Origin of the sequence: Microcella daejeonensis, assembly GCF_026625045.1 — a bacterium.
In the GTDB taxonomy this organism is placed as follows: domain Bacteria; phylum Actinomycetota; class Actinomycetes; order Actinomycetales; family Microbacteriaceae; genus Microcella; species Microcella daejeonensis.
The window spans coordinates 1,275,749-1,299,329 of record NZ_CP113089.1 but is presented as its reverse complement, the minus strand read 5'-3'; the positions used below and the strand labels follow the sequence as shown (position 1 = coordinate 1,299,329).

The window sequence follows — 23,581 nt, the reverse complement described above, 5'->3', positions numbered from 1 at the left end:
CGGCGGTCGGGGGCATGATGAGCGGATGACCGAGCTCGACGCCGCCGCCGTGCCGGGCCCCGCCGAGCTCGACGCCGCCGCCGTGCTCGAGCGGTTCGCTCCCGCGACGCGTGAGTGGTTCGCCGGCGCCTTCCCCGCGCCGACGCCCGCGCAGCTCGGCGCCTGGGACGCGATCTCGACCGGCAGGCACGCGCTCGTCGTCGCGCCGACGGGCTCGGGCAAGACGCTCGCGAGCTTCCTCTGGGCGATCGACCGGCTCGTCGCCGAGGGCCCGCCGGAGGACCCGCGGCAGCGCACCCGCGTGCTCTACATCTCGCCGCTCAAGGCGCTCGGCGTCGACGTCGAGCGCAATCTGCGCTCCCCCCTCATCGGCGTCACGCAGACGGCCCGCCGCCTCGGCTCGGAGCCGCCGACCGTCACGGTAGGGGTACGCTCGGGCGACACCCCCAGCGCCGACCGCCGCAAGCTGCAGACCTCGCCGCCCGACATCCTCATCACGACCCCCGAGAGCCTGTACCTCATGCTCACCTCGAGCGCGCGCGAGACGCTCGACGGCGTGCGCACGGTCATCGTCGACGAGGTGCACGCCGTCGCCGGCACCAAGCGGGGCGCGCACCTGGCGCTGAGCCTCGAACGGCTGGATGCCCGGCTCGGGCGACCCGTGCAGCGCATCGGCCTCTCGGCCACCGTGCGCCCGGTGGAGGAGGTCGCCCGGTTCCTCGGCGGCAGCACCCCCGTCACGATCGTGCAGCCGCCGGCGACGAAGACCTTCGACCTGCGGGTCGTCGTGCCCGTCGACGACATGACGGCGCCGCCGCCCATGGCCGATGAGGAGGAGGGCGGCAGCAGCTCGGGCGCCCCCGCGACGCCGTCGATCTGGCCCCACGTCGAGGAGGACATCGTCGACCGGGTGCTCGAGAACCGGTCGACGATCGTGTTCGCGAACTCCCGGCGCCTCGCCGAGCGGCTCACGGCGCGGCTCAACGAGATCCAGGCCGACCGGCTCGCGGCCGCCCGGCCCGAGGGCTCGGCCGAGGAGGCCGCGCCCTTGCTGGCCCGCGCGCACCACGGCTCGGTGAGCAAGGAGCAGAGGGCCGATATCGAGGACGCGCTGAAGTCGGGCATCCTGCGCTGCGTCGTCGCGACGAGCAGCCTCGAGCTCGGCATCGACATGGGCGCCGTCGACCTCGTCATCCAGGTGGAGGCGCCGCCGAGCGTCGCGAGCGGGCTGCAGCGGCTCGGCCGCGCGGGCCACCAGGTGGGCGAGATCAGCCGCGGCGTGATGATGCCCAAGCACCGGCTCGACGTGCTGCACGCGACGGTGACGAGCGAGCGGATGCTCGGCGGGCGCATCGAGCAGCTGAGCGTGCCGGCGAACCCCCTCGACGTGCTCGCGCAGCAGACCGTCGCCCACGTCGCCCTCGAGAGCGCCGACATCGAGGAGTGGTTCGAGACCGTGCGCCGCAGCGCGCCCTTCGCGACCCTGCCGCGCTCGGCCTACGACGCCGTGCTCGACCTCCTGAGCGGCCGGTACCCGAGCGACCGCTTCGCCGAGCTGCGCCCGCGCATCGTCTGGGATCGCGTGAGCGGTCAGCTCACCGGCCGCCCGGGCGCGCAGCGGCTCGCCGTCACGAGCGGCGGCACCATCCCCGACCGCGGCCTGTTCGGCGTGTACCTCGCGGGCGAGGGCGTCGGCCGCCGCGTCGGCGAGCTCGACGAGGAGATGGTCTACGAGTCGCGCGTCGGCGACGTCTTCGCACTCGGCGCGACGAGCTGGCGCATCGAGGAGATCACGCACGACCGCGTCGTCGTCACCCCCGCCTTCGGGCAGCCCGGCAAGGTGCCGTTCTGGCGCGGCGACGGCCTGGGGCGCCCGGCCGAGCTCGGTCGCGCGCTCGGCGAGACGACGCGCGAGCTCGCGGCGGCGAGGCCGGATGCCCGGCGCGAGCGCCTGAAGGCCGCGGGTCTCGACGACCGCGCCATCAGCAACCTCGAGGCCCTGCTGGCGGAGCAGCAGGGCGCCACCGGCCAGCTGCCGACCGACTCGACCCTCGTCGTCGAGCGATTCCGCGACGAGCTGGGCGACTGGCGGGTCGTGCTGCACTCGCCCTACGGGCTCGCGGTGCACGCCCCGTGGGCCCTCGCCATCTCCTCCCGCATCCGCGAGCGGCACGGCTACGACGGCGCCGCCATCGCGGCCGACGACGGCATCGTCGTGCGGCTGCCCGACACCGAGGCCGAGCCGCCCGGCGCCGAGCTGTTCCTCTTCGACGGCGAGGAGCTCACCGAGATCGTCACCGCCGAGGTCGGCGGCTCGGCCGTCTTCGCCAGCCGATTCCGCGAGTGCGCGGCCCGGGCGCTGCTGCTACCCCGCCGCAATCCGGGCCAGCGCAGCCCGCTCTGGCAGCAGCGCCAGCGCGCGAGCCAGCTGCTCGAGGTCGCGCGCGAGTTCCCGAGCTTCCCGATCGTGCTCGAGACGGTGCGCGAGGTGCTCAGCGACGTCTACGACCTGCCCTCGCTCAGCGAGCTCACCGCGCAGATCGCCCGGCGCGAGCTGCGCCTCGTCGAGGTCGAGACGCCGAGCCCCTCCCCCTTCGCCCGATCGCTCCTCTTCGGCTACGTCGCCGCCTTCCTCTACGAGGGCGACAGCCCGCTCGCCGAGCGGCGGGCCGCAGCGCTCAGCATCGACCCGACCCTCCTCGCCGAGCTGCTCGGTCGCGCGGAGCTGCGCGAGGTGCTCGATCCGGCCGTCATCGCCCAGACCGAGGCCGAGCTGCAGCGCCTCGCCCCCGATCGCCGCGCGAAGGACGCCGAGGGCCTCATCGACCTGCTGCGCATCCTCGGCCCGCTGAGCCTCGACGAGCTGCGTCTGCGCACCGTCGACGGCGCGGAGATCGAGACCTGGCTCACCGAGCTCGCCCGGGCGAACCGCGTGCTCGGCGTGACCCTCGCGGGAGAGCAGCGCTACGCGGGCGTCGAGGACGCCGCCCGACTGCGCGACGCCCTCGGCACCCCCGTGCCCCACGGCGTGCCCTCCGCCTTCCTCGACCCGGTGCCCGATCCCGTCGGCGACCTCGTCGCGCGCTTCGCCCGCACCCACGCGCCCTTCGCCGCGAACGAGGTCGCCGCGCGCTTCGGGCTCGGCATCGCCGTCGTCACCGATGCGCTGCGCCGCCTCGCCGCCGACCGCCGGGTGATCGAGGGCGAGTTCCGCCCCGGGGCGAGCGGCACCGAGTGGGTCGACGCCGAGGTGCTGCGCCGGCTGCGCTCGCGCAGCCTCGCCGCCCTGCGCAAGGAGATCGAGCCGGTCACCGCGGGAACGCTCGCCCGGTTCCTGCCCGCCTGGCAGCACGTCGGCAGCGCCGCCGCCGGCGAGCCGGGACTCGGCGCGGCACCGCGCGCCGCGACCCGCGCCGACCCGGGTGCGCCCGGTGCGCGCGGCGGCGGACGCGGCACTTCCTCCGCGACCGGCACCGCCCCGCGCCCGGCCGCCCGCCGCGGCGGTGCGCTGCGCGGCCTCGACGGGGTGCTGCAGGCCGTCGAGCAGCTGGAGGGGCTCGCCCTGCCGGCCTCCGCCTGGGAGACCCTCGTGCTGCCGAGCCGGGTGCGCGACTACTCGCCCGCGTGGCTCGACGAGCTGACGGCGAGCGGCGAGCTGGTCTGGGCCGGCTCGGGATCCCTGCCCGGCCACGACGGCTGGATCAGCCTGCACCTGGCCGGGCTCGCGCCGCTCTCGCTCGCGGACGTGGTGGACGAGGCTCCGAGCGAGCGGCAGCAGGGCATCCTCGATGCGCTCTCGGGCGGCGGGGGCTTCTTCTTCCGGCAGCTGTCGAACGCCGTCGGCGCCACGGACGACGCGGCGCTCGTCGACGATCTCTGGCAGCTGGTCTGGGCGGGCCGTCTCACCAACGACACCCTCGCCCCCGTTCGGGCGATGCTCGGCGGCCCGGCGAAGACCAGCGGGCGCCGCGCCCCCCGCCCCCGGGCGTACCGCGGGTACTCGCGGCCGACCGCCGTGCTGCAGGCCGGCCCGCCGACGGCCGCGGGCCGCTGGTCGCTGCTGCCCGAGCGCGACGCCGACGCCACGCGGCGGGCCGCGCACCTCGCCGACAGCATGCTCGAGCGGCACGGCGTGGTCACCCGCGGCGCCGCCCAGGCCGAGGAGGTGCGCGGCGGCTTCGCGCTGCTCTACAAGGTGCTCGCGCGCATGGAGGAGTCGGGCTCGGTGCGCCGCGGCTACTTCGTCGACCGGCTCGGCGCCGCGCAGTTCGCGACGCCCGCCACGGTCGACCGGCTGCGCACCTACGCCCGCGACCCCGACGCGGCTCCCGCGCTCGAGGCGCTCGTGCTCGCCGCGACCGATCCGGCGAACCCCTACGGCGCCGCGCTGCCGTGGCCGGGGCGCGAGCCAGCCGATGACGAGGTCGCGAACGGCGACGGCGACGGCGCGGCGACGGGCTCGAGCGTCGCCGCGAGCCCGGCCGGGGCATCCCCCGCCCGCACCGCGACGACCACCGCGACGCGCCCTCGCACCGCGCCCGCGCACCGGCCCGGTCGCAAGGCCGGAGCCCTCGTGCTGCTCGTCGACGGGCACCTCGCCGCCTACCTCGAGCGCGGCGGCAAGACCGTGCTGACGTTCACCGACGATGCGGCCGTGCTCAAGGCCGCGGCCGTCGAGCTCGCCGCCGTCGTGCGCGCGCGGCTGCGCAGCCTGCGGGTCGAGCGCGTGAACGGCGAGAGCGCGTTCGGCACGGCCTTCGCCGAGGCGCTCGCCACGGCCGGTTTCGTCGCGACGCCGCAGGGTCTGCGGCTGCGGGTCTGAGCGGCGAGGGGTCGACGACGCGATGAGATGCGAGGGGGATGCCCGTGCCCGAGGGTGACACCGTCCACCGGGCCGCGAGCCGCCTGCACGAGGCGCTCGCCGGCCGCACCGTCACGCACTGCGACGTGCGTGTTCCGCAGTACGCGACGGTCGACCTCAGCGGCGAGCCGGTGCACGAGGTCGTCGCCCGCGGCAAGCACCTGCTCATGCGCATCGGCACGACGACCGTGCACTCGCACCTCAAGATGGAGGGCTCGTGGCACGTCTACCGGCCCGGAGCGCGCTGGCGGCGACCCGCCTTCGAGGCGCGCATGGTGCTCGAGGTGGGCGCCGCGGGCGGCGGCTCGGCCGGCGGCTCGGTCGGCGGCTCGCTCGGCGGCTCGCTCGGCAGCGAGCACCGCGGGGCCGAGAGCATCGCGGCCGACATCCCGCCGGTCGACGAGCAGGGCTGGCAGGCCGTCGGCTTCGCGCTCGGGGAGCTCGAGATCGCACCCACCGCCCAGGAGGAGCAGATGGTCGGCTACCTCGGCCCCGACCCGCTCGGGCCCGACTGGGATCGCACCGAGGCGCTCGCGCGCCTCACCGCCGACCCCGCGCGCCCCATCGGGCTCGCCCTGCTCGATCAGCGCATCATCGCCGGGCTCGGCAACGACTACCGCAACGAGACGCTGTTCCTGCGCGGCGTGCTGCCCGAGACCCCGGTGGGCGAAGTGGATGCCGCTGCCGCGGTCGATCTCGCCGTCCGGCTCATCCGCGCCAACCGCGACCGGGTCGAGCGCACGACGACCGGCGACACGCGCCGAGGGCGACGGCTCTGGGTCGCGCACCGGGAGCGGCAGCCGTGCCGCCGCTGCGGCACGCCCGTGCGGCAGGGCACCCTGGGCGACTCGGCGCTGACCGAGCGGATGACCTGGTACTGCCCGAGCTGCCAGCGCTGAGGCGGCGCGAGCCGAGCATCCCGGCCCCGCCGCCGGTCGCGGTGCCTCAGTCGGCGTCGACCTCGCGGCGCGCCCGCGGGCGCCAGGCCGCCATGCGCAGCGAGGCCGCGGCGACGAGCGCGATCGAGCCCGCCGTGATGAACGGACCGGAGAGCGAGAAGAGCACCTGCGGGATGACGTAGTCGGGCTGAGCGACGGCCTCGGTCGACATCGCCATGAAGAGGGTCTGCGCCGCCCACTGCGCGGCGATCCCGGCTACGACGACGACCATGCCCAGAACCCACATGCCGCGCAGCCAGGGGTTGCCCGCGGCCACGATCTCGTAGACCCGTTCGGTTCGGCCCGACCCGGCATCGATCCCCCGGGAATCCGCGCGGGCGCCCGCGGCGCCGGCTCCGGCACCGGGCGTCGCGACCCCGGCATCGAGCACCGGCCGCGCACCGCGATCGCGGCGGTCGGCGAGCTCGGCACGGCCCGCCCCGCCGCCGGAGGACATCGGCGGCACGCCGGGCGCGCGCAGGGAGGGGGTCGAGGCTCCGGCACGCTGGAACACCTCGGGGAATCGGGGGTCGAGCGCCCCCGGACGATCCTCTGCCACGGGCATCCCTTCGACGCGATCCGCTCCGACGCGGTCAGCCTAGACCGCGGCGGCGCCGATGGCATCGACCCCCGGTACAGTCCCAGAGTGCGCACGCCCCTCCTCCTCCCCCTGCTCGGCGGCGCGATCACCCTCCTGGCCGGTCTGCAGGCCTGCGCGGGGGTGACGATCGGCGACGCCACGACCGCGGAGCGCGGCGGGGCGACCTACGGCCCGGGTGGCGCGAGCGGCGAGATCGCCGCGGGCGGCGCGGGCACCGTCGTCGCGATCACCGACGGCGACACCCTGCGCCTCGACGTCGACGGGGAGGAGCTGCGCGTGCGCCTCATCGGCGTCGACACCCCCGAGGTGCGCGACCCGGTCGAGTGCTACGGCGACGAGGCCACCGCGGCGCTCGAGGCGCTCGCGCCCGTCGGCAGCACCCTCGGCTACGCCTACGACCGCGATCCGCAGGATCAGTACGGTCGCGAGCTCATGTACCTGCGCACGGCCGAGGGCACGGTCATCAACCTCGCGCTCGTCGAGCAGGGCGCCGGTCGCGCCGTGCTCTTCGAGCCCAACGATCAGATCTGGGATGCCCTGCAGCAGGCCGAGCGGGATGCCCAGGCGGCGGGCCTCGGCCTCTGGGGCGCCTGCTGACCGAGCGCCCTCGCGCCGCGCGGCCTCAGCCCAGCGGTCGGATCAGCTCCGGCCCGTCGCCCCGCAGCGGCGCCACGGCGTGCAGCTGCAGCCGCTCGAGCACCTGATCGCTCTCGCTGACGATCATCTCGACGAGCGCCTCATCGCCCTCGATCGTCGGGTCGAGCCAGTCGTCCCAGGTCTCGCGCGGCAGCATGACGGGGGCGCGGTCGTGGATGCTCGCTGCGGGCCCGTGGGCCGCGCGCGTCAGCATGGTCGCGGTGAGCATCCAGGGGCCGGGGGCCGCCCCCTCGGCGACCGGCGGCCGCCACCAGGAGTAGAGGCCGGCGAAGGCGAGCTCGCCCTCGACCGGGTCGTGGATCCAGTGCGGGGTCTTGATGGGCTTGCCGTCGGCGCCCTCGACGGTGTGCCACTCGTAGTAGCCGTCGGCGGGCAGGATCGCCCGCGAGCGCACGAGCGAGCTCTTGAACGAGGCCTTCTCGGCCACCGTCTCGCTGCGCGCGTTGAAGGTCGGGTACTTCGAGACCAGCTCCTTCGCGAAGCGGGGCACGAGCGACCAGCGCGCGCTCGTCACGAAGCGGGAGGGCACGCCCTCGGGGTCGTCCTTCGGCAGCCGGTCGACGACGATCGGCACCTGCTGGGTGGGGGCGATGTTCCAGCTGGGCGGCATCGCGACCGCGTCGACCTCATCGGCCTCGAAGTACCGGCCGAGCTCCTCGCCGCTCTTCGTGTTCGCGTACCGGCCGCACATGAGCGCTACAGCTCGACGTCGACGCAGGCGCGCTCGGCGACGACCGAGCGGGTGAATCCGGCGGCCTCGACGTGCGCCGGGTGCTCGATGTAGGCGGCGAGCGCCGCGCGGTCATCGTGCTCGGAGACGAGCACGACATCCCAGTTCGCGTCGACGTCGCCGACATCGGGGCTGACGGTCAGCGAGCGAAGGCCAGGGATGACCTGCGGCAGCACCTCGAGGCGCTCGCGCATGCCGGCGACGGCCGCGGCGCGCTCGTCGGGGTCGGAGCTGTTCAGCGTCCAGCAGACGATGTGTCGGATCATGCGGTGGCCTCCTGCAGTGCGGCGCGGAGACGGGCCGGGTCGACCCGCCAGATGGTGTGCACGGCGCCGTCGACGAGCACGACCGGGATCTCGTCCCAGTAGCGGGCGTTCAGCGCCTCGTCGTCGAGGATCGACCTCTCGTCGAGCACGACGCCCTCGACCTCGCCGACGACCTGCTCGACGATCGCGCGGGCGTCATCGCAGAGGTGGCAGCCCGGCTTGGTCAGCAGGGTCACGGCGACGGGGGGCACCCGCCCAGCCTACGGCGGTGCCTATGCTGGTGGGTGATGCCCGTCCCCGAAGGAAGCGACGACGCCCCCACGGCCCCGCCCGTGCTGGCGTTCTTCGACATCGACAACACTCTGATGCGGGGCGCGAGCCTGTTCCACATCGGAACCGCCGCCTGGCGCCGCGGCTTCGTCACCGGTCGCGACGTCGCCCGGTTCCTCTGGCACCAGGTGCGCTTCACCGCGGTCGGCGAGAACCCGCGCCACCAGGCCTCGGCCCGCGCGGGCGCGCTGCGCATGGTCGAGGGGCGCACCGAGCAGGATCTGATCGAGCTCGCCAACGACACCTACGAGCACTCCATCCACCTGCGGCTCATCCCCGATACGGTCGCCCTCGCGCACGAGCACCGCGACAAGGGCCACGAGGTGTGGCTGCTGAGCGCGACCCCGCAGGTCATGGCCGAGGTCATCGCCGAGCGGCTCGGCCTCACCGGCGGCGTCGGCACGCAGGCCGAGATCGTCGACGGCGTCTACACGGGCAATCTCGTCGACTCGCTCATGCACGGGCAGCGCAAGGCGGACCGCGCGGCCGAGCTCGCCGCCGCCCGCGGCGCCCCGCTCGTCGACTGCTGGGCCTACAGCGACAGCCGCAACGATCTGCCGCTGCTGCAGCTGACCGGCAACCGCGTGGTGGTGAATCCGGATGCCGCTCTCGAGCGCCACGCCACCGCCGAGGGCTGGCCCATCCTCACCGCGAAGCCGGCGAGCGTGCGAGCCGCGCGCCGGCGCATCCGCCGCGAGGGCCGCACGGTCGCGGCCGAGCCGCAGCAGCCGCCGGCCTGAACCCGAGGACCCCGAGCTCGAGAGCACGGGCCCGAGAACACGGGCCCGGCAGCACAAAAGCGCCCGACCCCGGGAGGTCGAGCGCTTCGTGACGGGCGGTGCGCCCTACTTCTTGTTGCGACGCTGGTGACGCGTCTTGCGCAGCAGCTTGCGGTGCTTCTTCTTCGCCATCCGCTTGCGGCGCTTCTTGATGACAGAACCCATGGAATACCTCTGATCTCGGTCTGAACGAACCGGTGGCCCGTTCAGACCCGGTCATGTACCGCAGAAGTCTAGCGCAGGCTGGCGGCGCGCCGTGCAGGGGCGGCGCTCGCGACGGCGCTCAGCCGACGTCGGCGATGCCGGGGCGCACCGCGGCGGCGACCGCCGACTCGGGGATGCGGAAGCTGCGGCCGAAGCGGATGGCCGGCAGCTCGCCGGCGTGCACGAGGCGGTAGACGGTCATGGTCGAGACGCGCATCATGTCGGCGACCTCCGCGACGGTGAGGAAGCGCATATCGCTGAGATCGCCGCTCATGCCTCGTCCTGTCGATCGGGATGCCGAGCACCGCCAGGAGGGTGCCGCGCGTCGTAACTGTACGGGGCGGGTGGGGCGGGTGTAAAGACGCCCGAACGGGGGCCGGTCAGCTGTCGCCGCGGCGCCACGGCAGGCGGCGCGAGACCTTCTCCTGCACGTCGTGCAGGCGCTCCTGCACGTCGTGCAGCCGCTCCTGGGCTCCGGTGAGGGCCTGACGGGCCTGGTGCGAGGCCTCGGCGGCCCGGCGCCCCACCGTGCTGCCGGCCTGCTCGAGATCGGCGTCGGCCCAGGCGGCGAAGACCGGGCTCGTCGGTCCGGCGAACGCGTACTCGTCCTCGTCGGCGAGGAAGGGGATGATCCAGTCCTCGATCGTCTCGAGCGGCGCGGTGTCGATGGAGTAGTAGCGGTGCTGCCCCTCCTCGCGCGCGTGCACGAGGCCGTGCTCGCGCAGCACCTTGAGGTGCTTCGAGACGGTGGGCTGGGTCGCGTCCATGCGGTCGACCAGCTCGCCGACGCTCAGCTCCCCCGGGCCGTCGGCCCCGGCCGCGTCGCGCAGGTGCTGCAGCAGCTCGCGCCGGGTGGCGTCGGCGATCACGTCGAAGATGTCGGCCATGCGACAAACCTAATCCAGGCTCGGGCCGGAGTACCATGACAGCGGCCTGCGGGCCCCGAGGAGGGACGATGTCGACTGCGACACGCCCGGGCCCGCGCCGCGATCAGAGCCCGAGCGCACTGCGCCGTGCACGGTCGGCGGTCGTCGCGCTGACGACCTCGTCGCCCGCCCGCTTCGCCATCCTCGTCTTCACCGCGCTCATCCTCATCACGACCCTGCTGCTGACCCTGCCGATCGCGCGGGCCGGGGAGCGCAGCGGCACGCCGCTCGCCGATGCCGTCTTCACGGCCGTGTCGGCGATCTGCGTAACCGGCCTCTCCACCGTCGACATGGCGTCGTACTGGTCGCCGTTCGGCAACGTCGTCATCGTCGTCGCCATGCAGGTGGGCGGCATCGGCGTGCTGACGATGGCGAGCATCCTCGGCCTCATCGTCGCCCGCCGCATGGGGCTGCGGGCGAAGCTGCTCGCAGCCTCCGACACCAATCCCTCCCGCGTTCACGCGGGGCCGGTGAGCGAGTCGCAGGCCGTGCGCCTCGGCGAGATCGGCACGCTGCTGGCGACCGTGGCGATGAGCGCGATCATCATCGAGCTGGTGATCACCGCGCTCATCGTGCCGCGGCTGCTGCTCGAGGGCTTCGACCCGTGGTCGGCCGTGTGGCAGGGCTTCTACCTCGCGCTGTCGGCGTTCACCAACACCGGCTTCGTCCCCTTCGACGGCGGCATCGCCCGGTTCGAGAGCGATCCATGGATGCTCGGGGTGCTGTCGATCGCCGTCTTCCTGGGCGCGATCGGGTTCCCCGTCATCTTCGCGCTCGCGCGGTGGGTCAAGCGCCGCCAGCGCCTCGGCGTGCACGCGCAGCTGACGCTCGCCACCACGGGCATCCTGCTCGCGATCGGCTGGGTCGCCATCGGCGCGCTCGAGTGGAGCAATCAGGCGACCCTCGGCGGGCAGGAGCCGCTGAACCGCCCGCTCACGGCCTTCTTCACCTCGATGATGTCGCGCTCGGGCGGGCTCTCGACGGTCGACATCGGCGAGATGAACGGCTCGACGCTCATGGTGCTCGACATGCTCATGTTCGTCGGCGGCGGCTCGGCATCCACCGCCGGCGGCATCAAGGTCACCACGCTCGCGGTGCTGTTCCTCGCCGCCTACGCCGAGGCGCGCGGCGTGCCCGACATGGAGGCCTTCGGCAGGCGCGTGCCCGTCGACGTGCTGCGCCTCGCCGTCAGCATCGTGCTGTGGGGCGCCACGATCGTGGCCACCGCGACGATCATCGTGCTGCACATCACCAAGGAACCGCTCGACCGCGTGCTGTTCGACGTGATCTCGGCGTTCGCCACCTGCGGGCTCTCGACGGGCCTCACCGGGCCCGATCTCGAGGAGCCCGCGAAGTACGTGCTCGCGGCGACGATGTGGGCAGGGCGCGTTGGTACAGTGACCCTCGCCGCGGCGCTGGCCGCGAGCGAACGGCGGCAGCTGTTCCGCCGCCCCGAGGAGAGGCCCATCGTTGGTTGAGAGAATCCGGCACGACGCGCCCGTGCTCGTCATCGGGCTCGGCCGGTTCGGGGCCGCGACCGCGGGGCAGCTGCAGCGGCTCGGCCGCGAGGTGCTCGCCGTCGACGAGAACCCCGACCTGGTGCAGAAGTGGGCGGAGCGGGTGACGCACGCCGTGCAGGCCGATGCGCGATCGCTGGATGCCCTGCGCCAGATCGGCGCGAACGACTTCTCCATCGCCGTCGTCGCCACCGGCTCGTCGATCGAGTCGAGCGTGCTCATCACCGCGAACCTCGTCGACCTCAAGATCCCGCAGATCTGGGCCAAGGCGATCAGCCAGTCGCACGGCAAGATCCTCGCCCGCATCGGGGCGAACCACGTCATCTACCCCGAGGCCGAGGCCGGCGAGCGCGTCGCCCACCTCGTCTCGGGCCGCATGATCGACTTCATCGAGTTCGACGACGACTTCGTGCTGGTCAAGATGTACCCGCCGAAGCCCATCCGCGGCCTCTCGCTCACCGACTCGAAGGTGCGCTCGAAGTACAACATCACCGTCGTCGGCGTGAAGAGCCCCGGCAAGCCCTTCACCTACGCCACCGAGCAGACCGTGGTCTCGAACCACGACCTCATCATCGTCTCGGGCACCGAGGGCGACATCGACCGCTTCGCCTCGCTCGACCACTAGGCGCGCGGCGGCTCAGCCGCCCATCCCCTCCTCGATCCACTCGCGGATCTGCTCCCGCTGCTCCTCGGTGAGGGCGCCGAGACGGTCTCCGCGCTCCCCCGGGCCGACCCTCTCCCCGCCGAAGGGACCGCCGCGCTCGACGGCTCCCGCCAGACCGACGGGGCCCGGGCCGGGCAGGTACCGGCCGACGAGGGTTCCCGCGCCGAAGGTCACGGCGAGCAGCAGAAGACCGCCGACGGCGATGCCCGCGATGGCGAGCGCGCGCGGGGTGCGCGACGGGCTCGGGGCGGGTGCGGGTGCGACGCCGTGCGGCGCGGCGGGTGCGGGATGCTCGGCCGCCGGGGTCACCGGGGTGGTGGGGGTGGCGTCGGGGGTCGGGGCGGCGCCGTCGGCGGCGCGCTCCGGCTGATCGGGGTCGGCGGGGGTGGTCGGAGCGCTCATCGCGGGTGCCTCTCGGTCCGGCCCCGCGCTCGTCGCGGGGACGGCATCCACCCTGCGACCGAGCGCTATGCGCACCGTCGGTCTGCGCTATGGCCTCGACGAGCGCCGGCTATGAGCGGTCGAAGAAACTCCCGCCGTCGAGGCCGGACCGGTCTTGCGCACGGCGGGTTCAGGCGGTCGGCCGGCTCACGCTCCAGTCGCCCAGGGCCCGGAAGCCCGAGCCGCGCGCCAGCGCCAGGGAGGCCGCGTTGTCGAGCTGGCACCGGTACTGCGGCTCGTACCCCTGCTGCAGCGCGAGAGCGCTGATCGCGCGCACCGTGGCGCGCGCGAGGCCCCGACCGCGGGAGTCCGGCAGCGTGATCACGCCGAGGTCGGCCGTGCCGGTCCCGCGCCACGGGTACATGCTCGCGACGGAGACGAGCCGCCCATCGCGCACGGCGCCCGCGACGAGCCAGTGATCGAGCTCGACGAAGGCGTCGTCGAGGTCGTCGGGGGGAGCCTCGGCGACGAAGGAGGCGAAGAGATCGGCGTCGTCGGCGGTGAGGCGCCGCACCCCCGCGAGCGGGCGCTCGGCGCGGACCTCGGCGTGCACGTCGAGCGGCAGATGGTGCACGCGATCGGGATCGTGCATCGGGATCCCCGCTCGGTGGATGCGCTGCTCGACCTCGGCCGGCGCGAGCCGCTCGCCTCCCTCGACGGAGAGCGCCTCGGCTCCCGCCGCCGAGAGCACGAGCGCACCGGAGCCTCCGACGAGCCGGAGGTACGACACGGCCTCCTCCCGCGCGCGATCGATGCGGACGAGCACCCCGGATCGAGCATCCTCATCGATGCGATCGATCTCGTCGGCGGTCGGCAGCGCCCAGGACTCCGCGACGGCCGGGGAGAACGTCGGCAGGGGATCCATCGGCAGGACGGCGGCGAGGGCTCAGGCGCCGGTGGCGAGCTCGCGCGCGCGGGCGAGCGCGGCCTCGGCGGCGCGGGTGAAGAGGGCGGCGAGCTCGGCCTGCTGCAGCACGGCGACGGCGCGCTCGGTCGTGCCCTTCGGGCTCGTGACGCGGCGGCGCAGCTCCTCGGGGTCGTCGCCCGACGCCTCGAGCAGCGCGGTCGCGCCCAGGAAGGTCTGCTGCACCATGAGCCGCGCGACGCCGTCGTCGAAGCCCATCGCCTCGGCGGCGCGGGTGAACTCCTCGACGAGCAGGAAGACGTAGGCGGGGCCCGAGCCCGAGATGGTCGACAGTGCGTCGATCTGGTCCTCGGGCAGCTCGATGACCGTGCCGACGGTGCGGAACAGGTCGTCGGCGAGGGCGAGGTGCGCGGCGCTCGCGCGCGAGCCGCCCGAGATGCCGGTGACACCGCGACCCACGAGCGCGGGCGTGTTGGGCATGGCGCGCACGACGGCGTTCGGCACGACGGCCTGCATGGCGGCGGTCGGGATGCCGGCCGCGACGCTCAGCACGAGCGCCTCCGGGTGCAGGGCGTCGGCGATCTCCTCGAGCAGGCCGACGATCTGCGCGGGCTTCACTCCGAGCAGCACGAGCCGGGCATCCCGCACCGCCCAGCGGTTCGCGTCGGCCTCGTGCTCGGCGGCGCGCGCGTCGACGCCCTCCGCGCGCAGGGCGGCGGCCGAGGCCTCGGAGCGCGTCGTCACCCGCACGGCGCCCACAGCGACCTCGGGTCGGCGCAGGCCCTGGAGGATGGCGCCCCCCATCGACCCGGTGCCGAGGATGGCGATGGACGGCAGTGGGGTGCTCATGCCACGAGTGTAGGTTGGGCGGTCACACCGACGAGCGGCAGATACGACGACGAGAGGGTGAGGGCATGAGCGCGACCGGATGGAACCGCTTCGGCGCACGGGGGGTCGACCCCCAGCAGGCGCAGGCGATCCGCGAGGTACTGATCGGCACGCCGGGCGTGCAGACGGTCGGCGAGGTGATCGTGCACCGCGTCGAGAAGGCCGGCGTGCTCGTCACCGCGACGCTCGGCTTCGGCCCCAGCACCCCCAACGCCGACGTCGTCGCCGTGCTGCGCGAGGTCAAGCGCGGCATCCGCGCCGCCATGCCCGAGGCGAGCGCCATCGTGCTCGAGCCGGAGGTCGCCGCCCCGCGCGACGATGCCGACCCGCCCACCGACACGATCGTCATCCGCGGCGCCGACTGAGGGCAGCGCCCGTCGACGACACGCCGACGGGGCCGGGGACCTAGGACCCTGTCACCGCGCCCGGCCGCGCCGATACGGTAGCGGCATGGATGTCGTCTTCTCGTTCCTCGTCGTCGCCCACTTCATCGGCCTCGCCGCGATCGTCGGCCCGTTCCTGGTGCAGATGCGCAAGAACGGCGACTTCGCGATCGGCGCGATGCTCGCGGGAGCGGGCGTGCAGCTCATCACCGGCATCGCCATGACGGGCCTCGCCGAGCCGCTCGACTACGACCTCGACTACGCCAAGATCATCACGAAGCTCGTCATCACCATCCTCGTCTTCGTCGCCGCCTTCATCGGCAACCGCACGGCGAAGAAGGCCAACGACCGCTCGGTCAAGCCCTTCTTCCACACGGCGGGCGGGCTCGCGCTCGTCAACATCGTCCTCGCCGTCTTCTGGTAGCCGGCGCGCGGCGTCTCCCGCGCCGCGTCGAGTGCGGCTAAGGGCGGCGGTCGGCGAAGAACGCCGTGAGCAGGGATGCGCACTCCTCCTCCAGCACGCCGCCGACCACCTCGGCGACGCGCAGGGGCAGGCGCCGCTCGCGCAGCAGGTCGAGGGCGCCTCCGGCGGCTCCGGCCTTGTCGTCGTAGGCGCCGAAGACCACGCGGCTCGCCCGGGCCGAGAGGATGGCGCCGGCGCACATGACGCAGGGCTCCAGGGTGACGACGAGCGTGCATCCCTCGAGGTTCCAGCCGCCGTGCTGCGCCGCCGCGTCGCGGAGGGCGAGCACCTCGGCGTGCGCGGTCGGATCGCCCTCGGCCTCGCGCGCGTTGCGGCCGCGGCCGATGACCGCCCCCTCGGGGTCGAGCACGACGGCGCCGACCGGCACGTCGGCGGTGGCGAGGGCCGCGCGGGCCTCGTCGAGCGCCTCGCGCATGGCCGCGCGGTCGATCTCGCGCACTGCGGTCATGGCATCCTCCGTTAGATTGAGCCTATGCGAGTGCATGTTGCCGACCACCCTCTGATCACCCACAAGCTCACGGTGCTCCGCGACGAGAACACGCCGTCGCCCACGTTCCGGGCCCTCACCGAGGAGCTCGTCACGCTGCTGGCCTACGAGGCCACGCGGGACGTGCGCGTCGAGGAGGTCACCATCCAGACACCCGTGACCCAGACCACGGGCGTGGCGATCAGCGAGCCGCGGCCGCTCGTCGTGCCCATCCTGCGCGCCGGGCTCGGAATGCTCGAGGGCATGGTCAAGCTCATGCCGAGCGCCGAGGTCGGGTTCCTCGGCATGGTGCGCAACGAGGAGACCCTCGAGCCGAGCGTCTACGCCGAGCGCCTTCCCGACGACCTGTCGAACCGCCAGTGCTTCGTGCTCGACCCCATGCTCGCCACCGGCGGCTCGCTGCTGTCGGCCATCGAGTACCTCTTCGCGCGCGGCGCGCAGGACGTCACCTGCGTCTGCATCCTCGCCGCGCCCGAGGGCCTCGCGGCGATCGAGAAGGCCGTCGAGGGCCGCGACGTGACGATCGTGCTCGGCGCGCTCGACGAGAAGCTCAACGAGCACGGCTACATCGTTCCGGGCCTCGGCGACGCAGGCGACCGCCTGTACGGCACGGTGCACTAGGGCCTCGACGCCCGGCCCCGGCGGGGCATCCCCTCAGCCGGTGGGAGCCCTCGCCGTGTTGCGCCGTGTTGCAGCGCGGCGCCGAGGCGACTTGACCCCGTCGTCATCGCGCGAGGATACTGGCCGCATGACCGTCTCCGCGTACTCCCCGACCTCCTTCGAGGCCCCCGGGATCGTCGGCATGATGATGCCGACGCACGCCGAGTCGTCGTGTCGAATGCCGGCGTGACCCGCCCCTCGCTCGAGCTGCCGCTGACCGCCGTTCCGTCATCATGACCGACCGCGACGCCGCTGAGCTCCCCGAGGCGGGGCCGACCCCGTCGACCTCTGCCGCGCATCCCGCCGCATCACCGCTGCCGAACCCCGTCGCCTCTGCGCGCGACGAGCCGTTCGACTCCGCAGAAAGCATCTCGACCATGTCTCTCGCCGCACTCGACACCCGTGCTCCCCACCGCTCGCCCGCTCCCGGGCTCCGCCCCGCGCCGCCGGCGGGCCCGGCCGCGACCGCTCCGGGGCAGAACCCGCGCCTGCGCGCCGTGCCCGAGGGCACCGAGGCGCGCGGCTTCGTGCTCTACGTCGGCCTCGACGAGAAGAAGGCGGCCGCCGCCGGCATCGACCTCGGCCGGCTCGTGAGCGAGCTCAAGCGCGTCGCCGCCGATCTCGCGCCGGGCGCCGAGACCCACGCCGCCGTCGCCCTCGCTCCCGCGGGCGCGGGCGGGCGCGATGTCGACGTCGTGCGCCTCGCCCTGCAGGATCCCGCGGCGCTCGCCCGCTACCGCCGCACCGAGCCCGCCCCCGAGAAGCCCGTCGAGGGCGTCGTGATCGACATCTCGCGCAAGCGGGTCGTGCTCGACGGCGAGACCTCGCCGCTCACGTACAAGGAGTTCGAGCTGCTGCAGTACCTGGTGCTGCGCGAGGGTCGCACCGTCGAGCGGGCCGAGCTCATCAGCGCGCTGTGGGCCGATGCGGCCGAAGGCGACGACGTGCCCAACGAGCGCACGATCGACGTGCACGTGCGCCGCCTGCGCGCGAAGCTCGAGGGCTACGAGGACATCGTGCGCACCGTGCGGGGCGCGGGGTACCGGTTCGACCGCCACGCGGACGTGTCGATCCGGTACGCCTCGACGCCCTCGCCCGACTTCTTCTAGCCGACCCGGCTCAGGCGCTCAGCCGCGGGTAGTCGGTGTATCCGGAGGCGCCGCCGGTGTAGACGGTGGCCTCGTCGACCGCGTTGAGCTCCGCCCCGCGATCCCAGCGCTCGACCAGGTCGGGGTTCGCGATGTACGGCCGGCCGATCGCGACCGCGTCGGCGATGTCGTCGTCGACGAGCGCGCCGGCCTCTTCGCGCGTCGTCACGACGCCGAAGCCCGAGTTGGCGATGACCGCTCCGCCGAAGTCGCGTCGCAGCGACTGCACGAGCTCGCCCGCGGGCTCGGCGTGCAGCACGCTCAGGTAGGCGAGGCCCAGCGGGGCGAGTCCGCGCACGAGCGCGGTGTAGGTCTGCCGCACGTCGTCGGCGTCGGTCTCGAGCACGTCCTGGATGTTGTGCGAGGGCGAGATGCGGATGCCGACCCGGTCGGCGCCGACCTCGGCGACCACGGCCTCGGCCACCTCGATCACGAAGCGCGCCCGCGCCTCGGGGGAACCGCCGTAGGCGTCGTCCCGCACGTTCGAGTGCGGCGAGAGGAACTCGTGCAGAAGGTAGCCGTTGGCCGAGTGCAGCTCGACCCCGTCGAGGCCGGCGTCGATGGCGCGGCGGGATGCGGCGACGAACTCGTCGCGCACGGTCGCGAGCTCGTCCGCGGTCAGCGCCGCGGGCACGGGGTAGGGCGCCTTCGAGCCGTCGCCGAGGCGCACCTCGCCCTCGATCGCGATCGCGGAGGGGGCCACGATGCGCTCGGTGCCGGTGATGGCGGTGTGCGAGACGCGCCCGCCGTGCATGACCTGCATGAACATCCGTCCGCCGGCGCCGCGCACGGCCTCGGCGACCCGCGCCCAGCCCGCCTGCTGCTCCTCGGTGACGATGCCGGGCTGTCCGGCGTAGGCGCGCGACTCGTGGCTCGGGTACACGCCCTCGGTGATGATGAGGCCGGAGGAGGCGCGCTGGGCGTAGTACTCGGCCACGAGCGGGCCGGGCACGCCGTCATCGCCGGAGCGGGTGCGGGTCATGGGCGCCATCACGAGGCGGTTGGGCAGGGAGATCGCGCCGAGCGCGAGCGGGGAGAGCAGAGTCATGGGGTCAGATCCTTTCCGCGACCGAATCGGCCACTCGGGGGACAACCCGCCCGCTCCCCCGAGGCATTCCGGATCGAACCCGGGGAAAGGCTGTGGGATCGCGCCGAACGCGGGGAGCGCGCACCGCCCCTCCTCCTCACCGACGGGAGGGAGCCGCCTCAGACGAGCGAGCGCTCGGCGGCCGGCAGTGCGAAGGCGGGCAGATCGAGCGCCCCTGCGCGGGCGTGGTGCACGGCGTGGAAGACCGCGCCGGCGACCACCGCCTCGGCGCCGAGCTCGGAGGCCACGAGCTCGGGAGCGGGCAGGTCGAGCTGGGCGGGCATCATGCCGCGCGCCTGCGCGATGAGCAGATCAGCCCCCGCCGCCACGCCGCCCGTCACGACGACGCGCGCGGGGTCGAAGAGGCTGCCGAACACCGCCGTGATCTCGGCGAGCACGGCCGCGACGCCGCGCACGACCGCGAGCGCGTCGGCATCGCCCTCGCGCGCGAGGCGCACCACGAGGGGCGCGTCGATCCGGGCGGCGGGCACCGCCGCGAGCGCCCCGCCCGCTGTCGCGAGACCCTCCTCGACGAGCGTGCGGGCGCGGTCGGCGAGGCGCCCCGAGAGGCCGTCGGCGCTCTCGACGCCGGGAACGTGGTCGAACGCGACCATCTCCCCGACGCCGCCGTGCGCCCCGCGCAGCAGGTGGCCATCGACGACGATGCCCGCTCCGAGCCGGTCGCCGCCGAGCAGGGTGACGACGTCGTCGACGCCGATCGCGGCACCGATGGTGCGCTCGGCGACGGCGGCGAGCAGCGCGTCGTTCTCGACGCGCACGATCGGGATGCTCTCCGCCAGCATCCCGAGGAGCCCCGGGTTCATGCGCCGCCAGAAGCCGGTGCGGTGCGGCGGCGACTCGCCGCGGGCGTCGACGGGCGCGGGCACCCCGACGCAGAGCGCGACGACCTCGGATCGGCTGCGGCCGGCCGCAGCGAGCGCGTCGTCGAGCGCCGCGGCCACGGTCGCCCGACGGCTCTCGGCCGACTCCTCGTTATCGGCGGTGCGGTGCCGCGTGACGAGGGTCGCGCCGCGCAGGTCGGCGACGACGGTCGTGAGGTGCCCGGCGCCCGCGTCCATGCCGACCACGACCCCGGCTCGCGCGTGCAGCTCGAAGCGCCGCGAGGGCCTGCCCTTGCTGTACTCGCCGGCGGCCCGGGAGTTCGGCAGCTCGCGCAGGAGCCCGCGATCGCGGAGCTCGTCGAGCACGTCGATCGTGGTGGAGCGCGTGAGCCCGGCCGTCATCGCATCCGTCGCGGTGAACGGCCCGGAGGCCCACGCGATCTCGAGGACCGCGAGCAGGCTCGACCGCCGCTGAGCGGCGGGGGGATCGGCGGTGACGGAGCGCATCGAGGGGTTGACCTTTCGGAGTCCTGCTTGCAGTATGGTGCCCATCGGCTTTATTCGATGTGTAAATCTACTTATCGGATGAACTGCTCCCGCGACTGCGCCCAATGACGGGCGGAGGAAGGACGACGACGACGTGACCACCTCGAGACGACGCGGGGGCCTGCGCGCTCTCGCCGCGGCGGCCGCCGCCGCCGCCCTGGCTCTCACCGCGAGCGCCTGCAGCGCCGACTCCGGCCGCACCGAGATCCAGTTCCACCTCAGCAAGCCCGAGGCGATCCCGTACTTCCGCGAGCTGATCGCCGAGTACAACGCCGCGCAGAGCGAGGTGCGGGTCGAGCTCGACTCCTCGTCCAATCTTCAAGCGGGGTTCCTGCGGGGCAACCCGCCGGATCTCGGGCTCCTGAACTACAACATGGAGATGGCGCGCTTCATGGAGCGCGGGGCGCTCAGCGACCTCTCCGACCTGCCGGAGGCCGACCGGATCCTGCCCGAGGTGCAGGACCTCGTCGACCAGTACGCGACCTATCCGGGGCGCACGAGCGTGCTGCCGTACTCGGTCATGGCCGCATCCGTCATCTACAACGTCGAGATCTTCGAGCAGCAGGGACTCGAGGTGCCGCAGACCTACGACGAACTCATCGCCGTCTGCGAGGCTCTCGAGGCCGCGGGCATCACGCCGTTCTACGGCACCTTCGCCGACCCGTGGACGGTGTCGCAGGGGTGGTTCGACTACACCGTCGGCGGCACGATCGAGGTCGACGAGTTCTACGAGCAGCTGAACGAGCTCGGCACGGAGGTCGGCCCCGATGCACCCGTCTCCTTCGAGCAGACGATGAGCGAGCCCGTCGAGCGCATGCTCGAGCTCGCCCGCGAGTACACGAATCCCGACGCGAACAGCCGGGGATACGGCGACGGCAACCTCGCCTTCGCGCAGGGGCAGGCCGCGATGTACCTGCAGGGCCCCTGGGCCCTCGGCGAGATCGCCAAGAGCGCCCCCGACCTCGAGGTGGGCACGTTCCCGCTGCCGATGACCGACGACCCCGACGACCTCGAGGTGCGCGTCAACATCGACCTCGCCGCCTGGATCCCGGAGGCGAGCCCGAACAAGGGCGCGGCCCGCGACTTCCTCCAGTACCTCTTCCAGCCCGAGGTGATGAACGACTACAACGCCGCTCAACTGGGATACGGCACGACCGTCGATGCCGCTCCGGTCACCGACCCCCGCATCGTCGGCATGCGCGAGTACTTCGACACGGCGCGGTTCTACCAGGGGCCCTCGAAGGCGATCCCGCTGACGATCCCCACCGACAACTACGTGCAGGGGCTCGTCACGGGCGCGGGCAGCGTCGAGAGCATCCTTCGCACCATGGACGCCGACTGGGCTCGCCTCGCCCTGCGCGGATGACCGGCCGACCAGGAATCAGGAGAGCATCATGACCCTCGCCCCGCAGGCGCCGGCGGCATCGGAGGCGACGCCGACGTCGACGTCGACCGCTCCGGCCGCCCCGCGACGCCGCCGTCGCACCGAGCCGCTGTACTACGTCTTCCTCGTGCCGGCGCTCGCGCTGTTCACGCTCGCCATCACGGTGCCCGCCGTCCTCGGCATCTTCTTCAGCTTCACGAACTCGATCGGCTTCGGCGACTGGCAGCTGACCGGTCTCACCAACTACATCGCGGTCTTCTCCGACCCCGCGATCTGGCAGAGCTACGGCTTCACCCTCGGCTTCGCGGCCGTGACCGTGCTGCTCGTCAACGCGATCGCGTTCCTGCTCGCGGTGGGGCTCACCTCGCGCATCCGCTTCGTGACGGGCCTGCGCACGGTCTTCGTGATCCCGATGGTGATCTCGGGCATCATCATCGCCTACGTCTTCAACTTCCTCTTCTCCAACTCCGTGCCAGCGCTGGGGCAGGCCCTCGGCATCGAGGTGCTCTCGCAGAGCATCCTCGCCGATCCGTCGCTCGCCTGGATCGGCATCGTCATCGTCACCGCCTGGCAGGCGATCCCGGGAACGCTGCTCATCTACATCGCGGGCCTGCTCGCCATCCCCGGCGAGGTCTACGAGGCCGCGTCGATCGACGGGGCCACCGGGCGCCAGCAGCTGCTGCGGGTGACCCTGCCGCTCGTCGCCGGCTACGTCGTCATCAACGTGATCCTCGGCTTCAAGAACTTCCTCAACGCCTACGACATAATCGTCGGCCTCACCGACGGCGGTCCGGGCACGGCCACCCGCAGCATCGCGATGACCATCGTCACGGGCTTCACAGGCGGCGACTACGCGTACCAGATGGCGAACGCCACCATCTTCTTCCTCATCGCCATCGGCGTCTCCCTCATCCAGCTCCGACTGACCCGCGGAAGGAACGTGCTCTGATGGCGATCGCCCAGACCCTCCCCCCGACCGACGCGCCCCGCGCGCGCGAACCCCGATCCGCCGACCGCGCGCCCCGCGCCGGCCGCGGCGGCGGGCGGCCCCGCTGGAGCACCACGATCCTGCTCGCGCTCTGCGCGATCACCGTGATCGTGCCGCTCTACGTCACGATCTCGATGGCGTTCAAGACGCCCGCCCAAGCCGTCGACGGCAACGCCTTCGCCCTGCCCGCGCCGTTCAGCGTCGAGGGCTTCGTCACGGCATGGCAGCTCACCGACTTCCCCACCGCGTTCGGCGTCTCCGTGCTCATAACCGCCGGCGCCGTCACCGGCACGATCCTGCTCGCCTCGACGGCAGCCTTCGCCATCGCGCGCAACTGGGAGAAGAAGTTCTTCCGGTACTCCTTCTACTACCTGCTCGCGGCGATGTTCCTGCCGTTCCCCGTCGTGGCGCTGCCGCAGATCCAGCTCACCGGGCTGCTGGGGCTCGACAACCCCGGCGGCGTGATCCTGCTGCACGTCATGTTCCAGCTGAGCTTCAGCATCCTGCTGTTCACGGCGTTCCTGCGCTCCATCCCCGCCGAGCTCGAGGAGAGCGCGCGCATCGACGGAGCATCCACCTGGCAGACCTTCTGGCGCCTGACGTTCCCCCTGCTGGCGCCCATGAGCGCGACGGTCGGCATCTTCGCCTTCCTGGCCTCGTGGAACGACTTCATGATGCCGTCGCTCATCATCTCCGACCCGTCGATGCAGTCGCTGCCGGTCGTGCAGAGCATCTTCCAGACCCAGTTCAGCAACAACTACCACGTGTCGTTCGCCTCGTACCTCATGGCCATGGCGCCCGCGATCATCGTCTACCTGTTCGCGCAGCGCTGGGTCATGGAGGGCGTCACGCAGGGCGCCGTCAAGGGCTGACCCGACCTCCCCGCACCGATCCACCCCCTTCGA

General features: G+C 73.2%; 26 protein-coding genes. 13 read left to right on the top strand and 13 right to left on the bottom strand.

The window, feature by feature from the left end:
- The first annotated feature begins 25 nt into the window (after nt 1-25).
- Both OVN18_RS06295 and OVN18_RS06290 read left to right on the top strand, forming a co-directional pair.
- Entirely contained in the window at nt 26-4,822 is a 4,797-nt protein-coding gene (locus OVN18_RS06295; protein ID WP_267782766.1) for an ATP-dependent helicase, read from the top strand.
- A gap of 44 nt (nt 4,823-4,866) precedes the next feature.
- Nucleotides 4,867-5,760 (top strand): DNA-formamidopyrimidine glycosylase family protein, encoded by an 894-nt coding sequence (locus OVN18_RS06290; protein ID WP_267782759.1) that lies wholly within the window; start codon nt 4,867-4,869, stop codon nt 5,758-5,760.
- A 46-nt stretch (nt 5,761-5,806) separates the two neighbouring features.
- On the opposite strand, the gene OVN18_RS06285 is transcribed toward OVN18_RS06290, so the two are convergent.
- Nucleotides 5,807-6,358 (bottom strand): hypothetical protein, encoded by a 552-nt coding sequence (locus tag OVN18_RS06285; RefSeq protein WP_267782758.1) that lies wholly within the window; start codon nt 6,356-6,358, stop codon nt 5,807-5,809.
- Nucleotides 6,359-6,445: 87 nt separating this feature from the next.
- Between OVN18_RS06285 and OVN18_RS06280 the strand changes: the two genes are divergently transcribed.
- Complete coding sequence (locus OVN18_RS06280; RefSeq protein WP_267782756.1) at nt 6,446-6,997, top strand: thermonuclease family protein; 552 nt, start codon at nt 6,446-6,448, stop codon at nt 6,995-6,997.
- A gap of 25 nt (nt 6,998-7,022) precedes the next feature.
- Here the strand turns inward: OVN18_RS06280 and OVN18_RS06275 are convergent, their stop codons facing one another.
- The 3 genes from OVN18_RS06275 to OVN18_RS06265 are packed head-to-tail and all read right to left on the bottom strand — an operon-like array spanning nt 7,023 to nt 8,304.
- Nucleotides 7,023-7,748: an SOS response-associated peptidase gene (locus OVN18_RS06275; protein ID WP_267782755.1), complete on the bottom strand. Its 726-nt coding sequence runs from the start codon at nt 7,746-7,748 to the stop codon at nt 7,023-7,025.
- Between the two features lie 5 nt (nt 7,749-7,753).
- Entirely contained in the window at nt 7,754-8,053 is a 300-nt protein-coding gene (locus tag OVN18_RS06270) for a Dabb family protein (protein WP_267782753.1), read from the bottom strand.
- Complete coding sequence (locus tag OVN18_RS06265) at nt 8,050-8,304, bottom strand: glutaredoxin family protein (RefSeq protein WP_267738764.1); 255 nt, start codon at nt 8,302-8,304, stop codon at nt 8,050-8,052. The genes OVN18_RS06270 and OVN18_RS06265 overlap by 4 nt, the downstream gene beginning before the upstream one ends.
- 36 nt (nt 8,305-8,340) lie before the next feature.
- On the opposite strand from OVN18_RS06265, the gene OVN18_RS06260 reads away from it, so the two are divergent.
- Complete coding sequence (locus tag OVN18_RS06260; RefSeq protein WP_267782750.1) at nt 8,341-9,123, top strand: HAD family hydrolase; 783 nt, start codon at nt 8,341-8,343, stop codon at nt 9,121-9,123.
- A gap of 105 nt (nt 9,124-9,228) precedes the next feature.
- On the opposite strand, the gene OVN18_RS06255 is transcribed toward OVN18_RS06260, so the two are convergent.
- The 3 genes from OVN18_RS06255 to OVN18_RS06245 all read right to left on the bottom strand — a co-directional run bounded on the left by OVN18_RS06255 (nt 9,229) and on the right by OVN18_RS06245 (nt 10,253).
- Nucleotides 9,229-9,327, bottom strand: a complete 99-nt coding sequence (locus OVN18_RS06255) for a 30S ribosomal protein bS22 (protein WP_003792170.1) — start codon at nt 9,325-9,327, stop codon at nt 9,229-9,231.
- A 118-nt stretch (nt 9,328-9,445) separates the two neighbouring features.
- Nucleotides 9,446-9,640, bottom strand: a complete 195-nt coding sequence (locus OVN18_RS06250; RefSeq protein ID WP_168914852.1) for a helix-turn-helix domain-containing protein — start codon at nt 9,638-9,640, stop codon at nt 9,446-9,448.
- A 106-nt stretch (nt 9,641-9,746) separates the two neighbouring features.
- Nucleotides 9,747-10,253, bottom strand: coding sequence for an ArsR/SmtB family transcription factor (locus OVN18_RS06245; protein WP_267782747.1), 507 nt, complete (start codon nt 10,251-10,253; stop codon nt 9,747-9,749).
- Between the two features lie 68 nt (nt 10,254-10,321).
- Here OVN18_RS06245 and OVN18_RS06240 point away from each other — a divergent pair, with 68 nt between their 5' ends.
- The gene (locus OVN18_RS06240; protein WP_267782745.1) at nt 10,322-11,770 is read left to right on the top strand and encodes a TrkH family potassium uptake protein; all 1,449 of its coding nucleotides are present in this window, start codon (nt 10,322-10,324) and stop codon (nt 11,768-11,770) included.
- Nucleotides 11,763-12,434 carry a potassium channel family protein gene (locus tag OVN18_RS06235; protein WP_267738760.1) on the top strand — a complete coding sequence of 224 codons (672 nt, stop codon included), beginning with the start codon at nt 11,763-11,765 and terminating at the stop codon, nt 12,432-12,434. Before OVN18_RS06240 ends, OVN18_RS06235 begins: the two co-directional genes overlap by 8 nt.
- 12 nt (nt 12,435-12,446) lie before the next feature.
- Here OVN18_RS06235 and OVN18_RS06230 read toward each other — a convergent pair whose 3' ends face one another.
- The 3 genes from OVN18_RS06230 to proC all read right to left on the bottom strand — a co-directional run bounded on the left by OVN18_RS06230 (nt 12,447) and on the right by proC (nt 14,628).
- On the bottom strand, nt 12,447-12,875 hold the full coding sequence (locus OVN18_RS06230) for a hypothetical protein (protein WP_267782744.1): 429 nt from the start codon (nt 12,873-12,875) through the stop codon (nt 12,447-12,449).
- Nucleotides 12,876-13,044: 169 nt separating this feature from the next.
- Nucleotides 13,045-13,779, bottom strand: a complete 735-nt coding sequence (locus OVN18_RS06225; RefSeq protein ID WP_267782742.1) for a GNAT family N-acetyltransferase — start codon at nt 13,777-13,779, stop codon at nt 13,045-13,047.
- 21 nt (nt 13,780-13,800) lie between these two features.
- Nucleotides 13,801-14,628, bottom strand: a complete 828-nt coding sequence (proC, locus tag OVN18_RS06220; protein ID WP_267782740.1) for a pyrroline-5-carboxylate reductase — start codon at nt 14,626-14,628, stop codon at nt 13,801-13,803.
- Between the two features lie 65 nt (nt 14,629-14,693).
- Between proC and OVN18_RS06215 the strand changes: the two genes are divergently transcribed.
- On the top strand, nt 14,694-15,032 hold the full coding sequence (locus OVN18_RS06215; RefSeq protein ID WP_267782739.1) for a cation diffusion facilitator family transporter: 339 nt from the start codon (nt 14,694-14,696) through the stop codon (nt 15,030-15,032).
- 85 nt (nt 15,033-15,117) lie between these two features.
- Entirely contained in the window at nt 15,118-15,474 is a 357-nt protein-coding gene (locus tag OVN18_RS06210; RefSeq protein ID WP_267782737.1) for a hypothetical protein, read from the top strand.
- A gap of 37 nt (nt 15,475-15,511) precedes the next feature.
- Here OVN18_RS06210 and OVN18_RS06205 read toward each other — a convergent pair whose 3' ends face one another.
- The gene (locus OVN18_RS06205) at nt 15,512-15,982 is read right to left on the bottom strand and encodes a nucleoside deaminase (RefSeq protein WP_407666070.1); all 471 of its coding nucleotides are present in this window, start codon (nt 15,980-15,982) and stop codon (nt 15,512-15,514) included.
- A gap of 24 nt (nt 15,983-16,006) precedes the next feature.
- Here OVN18_RS06205 and upp point away from each other — a divergent pair, with 24 nt between their 5' ends.
- Together upp and OVN18_RS06195 are read left to right on the top strand one after the other, a co-directional pair.
- Entirely contained in the window at nt 16,007-16,642 is a 636-nt protein-coding gene (upp, locus tag OVN18_RS06200; protein ID WP_267738755.1) for a uracil phosphoribosyltransferase, read from the top strand.
- Between the two features lie 416 nt (nt 16,643-17,058).
- Entirely contained in the window at nt 17,059-17,790 is a 732-nt protein-coding gene (locus OVN18_RS06195; RefSeq protein ID WP_267782942.1) for a winged helix-turn-helix domain-containing protein, read from the top strand.
- Between the two features lie 10 nt (nt 17,791-17,800).
- On the opposite strand, the gene OVN18_RS06190 is transcribed toward OVN18_RS06195, so the two are convergent.
- Complete coding sequence (locus OVN18_RS06190) at nt 17,801-18,877, bottom strand: alkene reductase (protein ID WP_267782735.1); 1,077 nt, start codon at nt 18,875-18,877, stop codon at nt 17,801-17,803.
- A gap of 158 nt (nt 18,878-19,035) precedes the next feature.
- Nucleotides 19,036-20,310, bottom strand: a complete 1,275-nt coding sequence (locus tag OVN18_RS06185; protein WP_267782733.1) for an ROK family protein — start codon at nt 20,308-20,310, stop codon at nt 19,036-19,038.
- 88 nt (nt 20,311-20,398) lie between these two features.
- Between OVN18_RS06185 and OVN18_RS06180 the strand changes: the two genes are divergently transcribed.
- The 3 genes from OVN18_RS06180 to OVN18_RS06170 are packed head-to-tail and all read left to right on the top strand — an operon-like array spanning nt 20,399 to nt 23,548.
- Entirely contained in the window at nt 20,399-21,670 is a 1,272-nt protein-coding gene (locus OVN18_RS06180) for an ABC transporter substrate-binding protein (protein ID WP_407666069.1), read from the top strand.
- 28 nt (nt 21,671-21,698) lie between these two features.
- Nucleotides 21,699-22,637 carry a carbohydrate ABC transporter permease gene (locus OVN18_RS06175; protein ID WP_267782732.1) on the top strand — a complete coding sequence of 313 codons (939 nt, stop codon included), beginning with the start codon at nt 21,699-21,701 and terminating at the stop codon, nt 22,635-22,637.
- A complete protein-coding gene (locus OVN18_RS06170; protein WP_267782730.1) occupies nt 22,637-23,548 on the top strand; it encodes a carbohydrate ABC transporter permease in 912 nt (303 codons plus the stop codon). The genes OVN18_RS06175 and OVN18_RS06170 overlap by 1 nt, the downstream gene beginning before the upstream one ends.
- The last annotated feature ends 33 nt before the right edge of the window (nt 23,549-23,581 follow it).

Bases quoted from the DNA above. Each gene is read 5' to 3' on its own strand.
- OVN18_RS06295 (WP_267782766.1), top strand. From the start codon at position 26: ATGACCGAGCTCGACGCCGCCGCCGTGCCGGGCCCCGCCGAGCTCGAC.
- OVN18_RS06275 (WP_267782755.1), bottom strand. From the start codon at position 7,748: ATGTGCGGCCGGTACGCGAACACGAAGAGCGGCGAGGAGCTCGGCCGG.
- OVN18_RS06270 (WP_267782753.1), bottom strand. From the start codon at position 8,053: ATGATCCGACACATCGTCTGCTGGACGCTGAACAGCTCCGACCCCGAC.
- OVN18_RS06260 (WP_267782750.1), top strand. From the start codon at position 8,341: ATGCCCGTCCCCGAAGGAAGCGACGACGCCCCCACGGCCCCGCCCGTG.
- OVN18_RS06255 (WP_003792170.1), bottom strand. From the start codon at position 9,327: ATGGGTTCTGTCATCAAGAAGCGCCGCAAGCGGATGGCGAAGAAGAAG.
- OVN18_RS06250 (WP_168914852.1), bottom strand. From the start codon at position 9,640: ATGAGCGGCGATCTCAGCGATATGCGCTTCCTCACCGTCGCGGAGGTC.
- OVN18_RS06245 (WP_267782747.1), bottom strand. From the start codon at position 10,253: ATGGCCGACATCTTCGACGTGATCGCCGACGCCACCCGGCGCGAGCTG.
- OVN18_RS06240 (WP_267782745.1), top strand. From the start codon at position 10,322: ATGTCGACTGCGACACGCCCGGGCCCGCGCCGCGATCAGAGCCCGAGC.
- OVN18_RS06230 (WP_267782744.1), bottom strand. From the start codon at position 12,875: ATGAGCGCTCCGACCACCCCCGCCGACCCCGATCAGCCGGAGCGCGCC.
- OVN18_RS06225 (WP_267782742.1), bottom strand. From the start codon at position 13,779: ATGGATCCCCTGCCGACGTTCTCCCCGGCCGTCGCGGAGTCCTGGGCG.
- proC (WP_267782740.1), bottom strand. From the start codon at position 14,628: ATGAGCACCCCACTGCCGTCCATCGCCATCCTCGGCACCGGGTCGATG.
- OVN18_RS06215 (WP_267782739.1), top strand. From the start codon at position 14,694: ATGAGCGCGACCGGATGGAACCGCTTCGGCGCACGGGGGGTCGACCCC.
- OVN18_RS06210 (WP_267782737.1), top strand. From the start codon at position 15,118: ATGGATGTCGTCTTCTCGTTCCTCGTCGTCGCCCACTTCATCGGCCTC.
- OVN18_RS06205 (WP_407666070.1), bottom strand. From the start codon at position 15,982: ATGACCGCAGTGCGCGAGATCGACCGCGCGGCCATGCGCGAGGCGCTC.
- upp (WP_267738755.1), top strand. From the start codon at position 16,007: ATGCGAGTGCATGTTGCCGACCACCCTCTGATCACCCACAAGCTCACG.
- OVN18_RS06195 (WP_267782942.1), top strand. From the start codon at position 17,059: ATGTCTCTCGCCGCACTCGACACCCGTGCTCCCCACCGCTCGCCCGCT.
- OVN18_RS06190 (WP_267782735.1), bottom strand. From the start codon at position 18,877: ATGACTCTGCTCTCCCCGCTCGCGCTCGGCGCGATCTCCCTGCCCAAC.
- OVN18_RS06185 (WP_267782733.1), bottom strand. From the start codon at position 20,310: ATGGGCACCATACTGCAAGCAGGACTCCGAAAGGTCAACCCCTCGATG.
- OVN18_RS06175 (WP_267782732.1), top strand. From the start codon at position 21,699: ATGACCCTCGCCCCGCAGGCGCCGGCGGCATCGGAGGCGACGCCGACG.
- OVN18_RS06170 (WP_267782730.1), top strand. From the start codon at position 22,637: ATGGCGATCGCCCAGACCCTCCCCCCGACCGACGCGCCCCGCGCGCGC.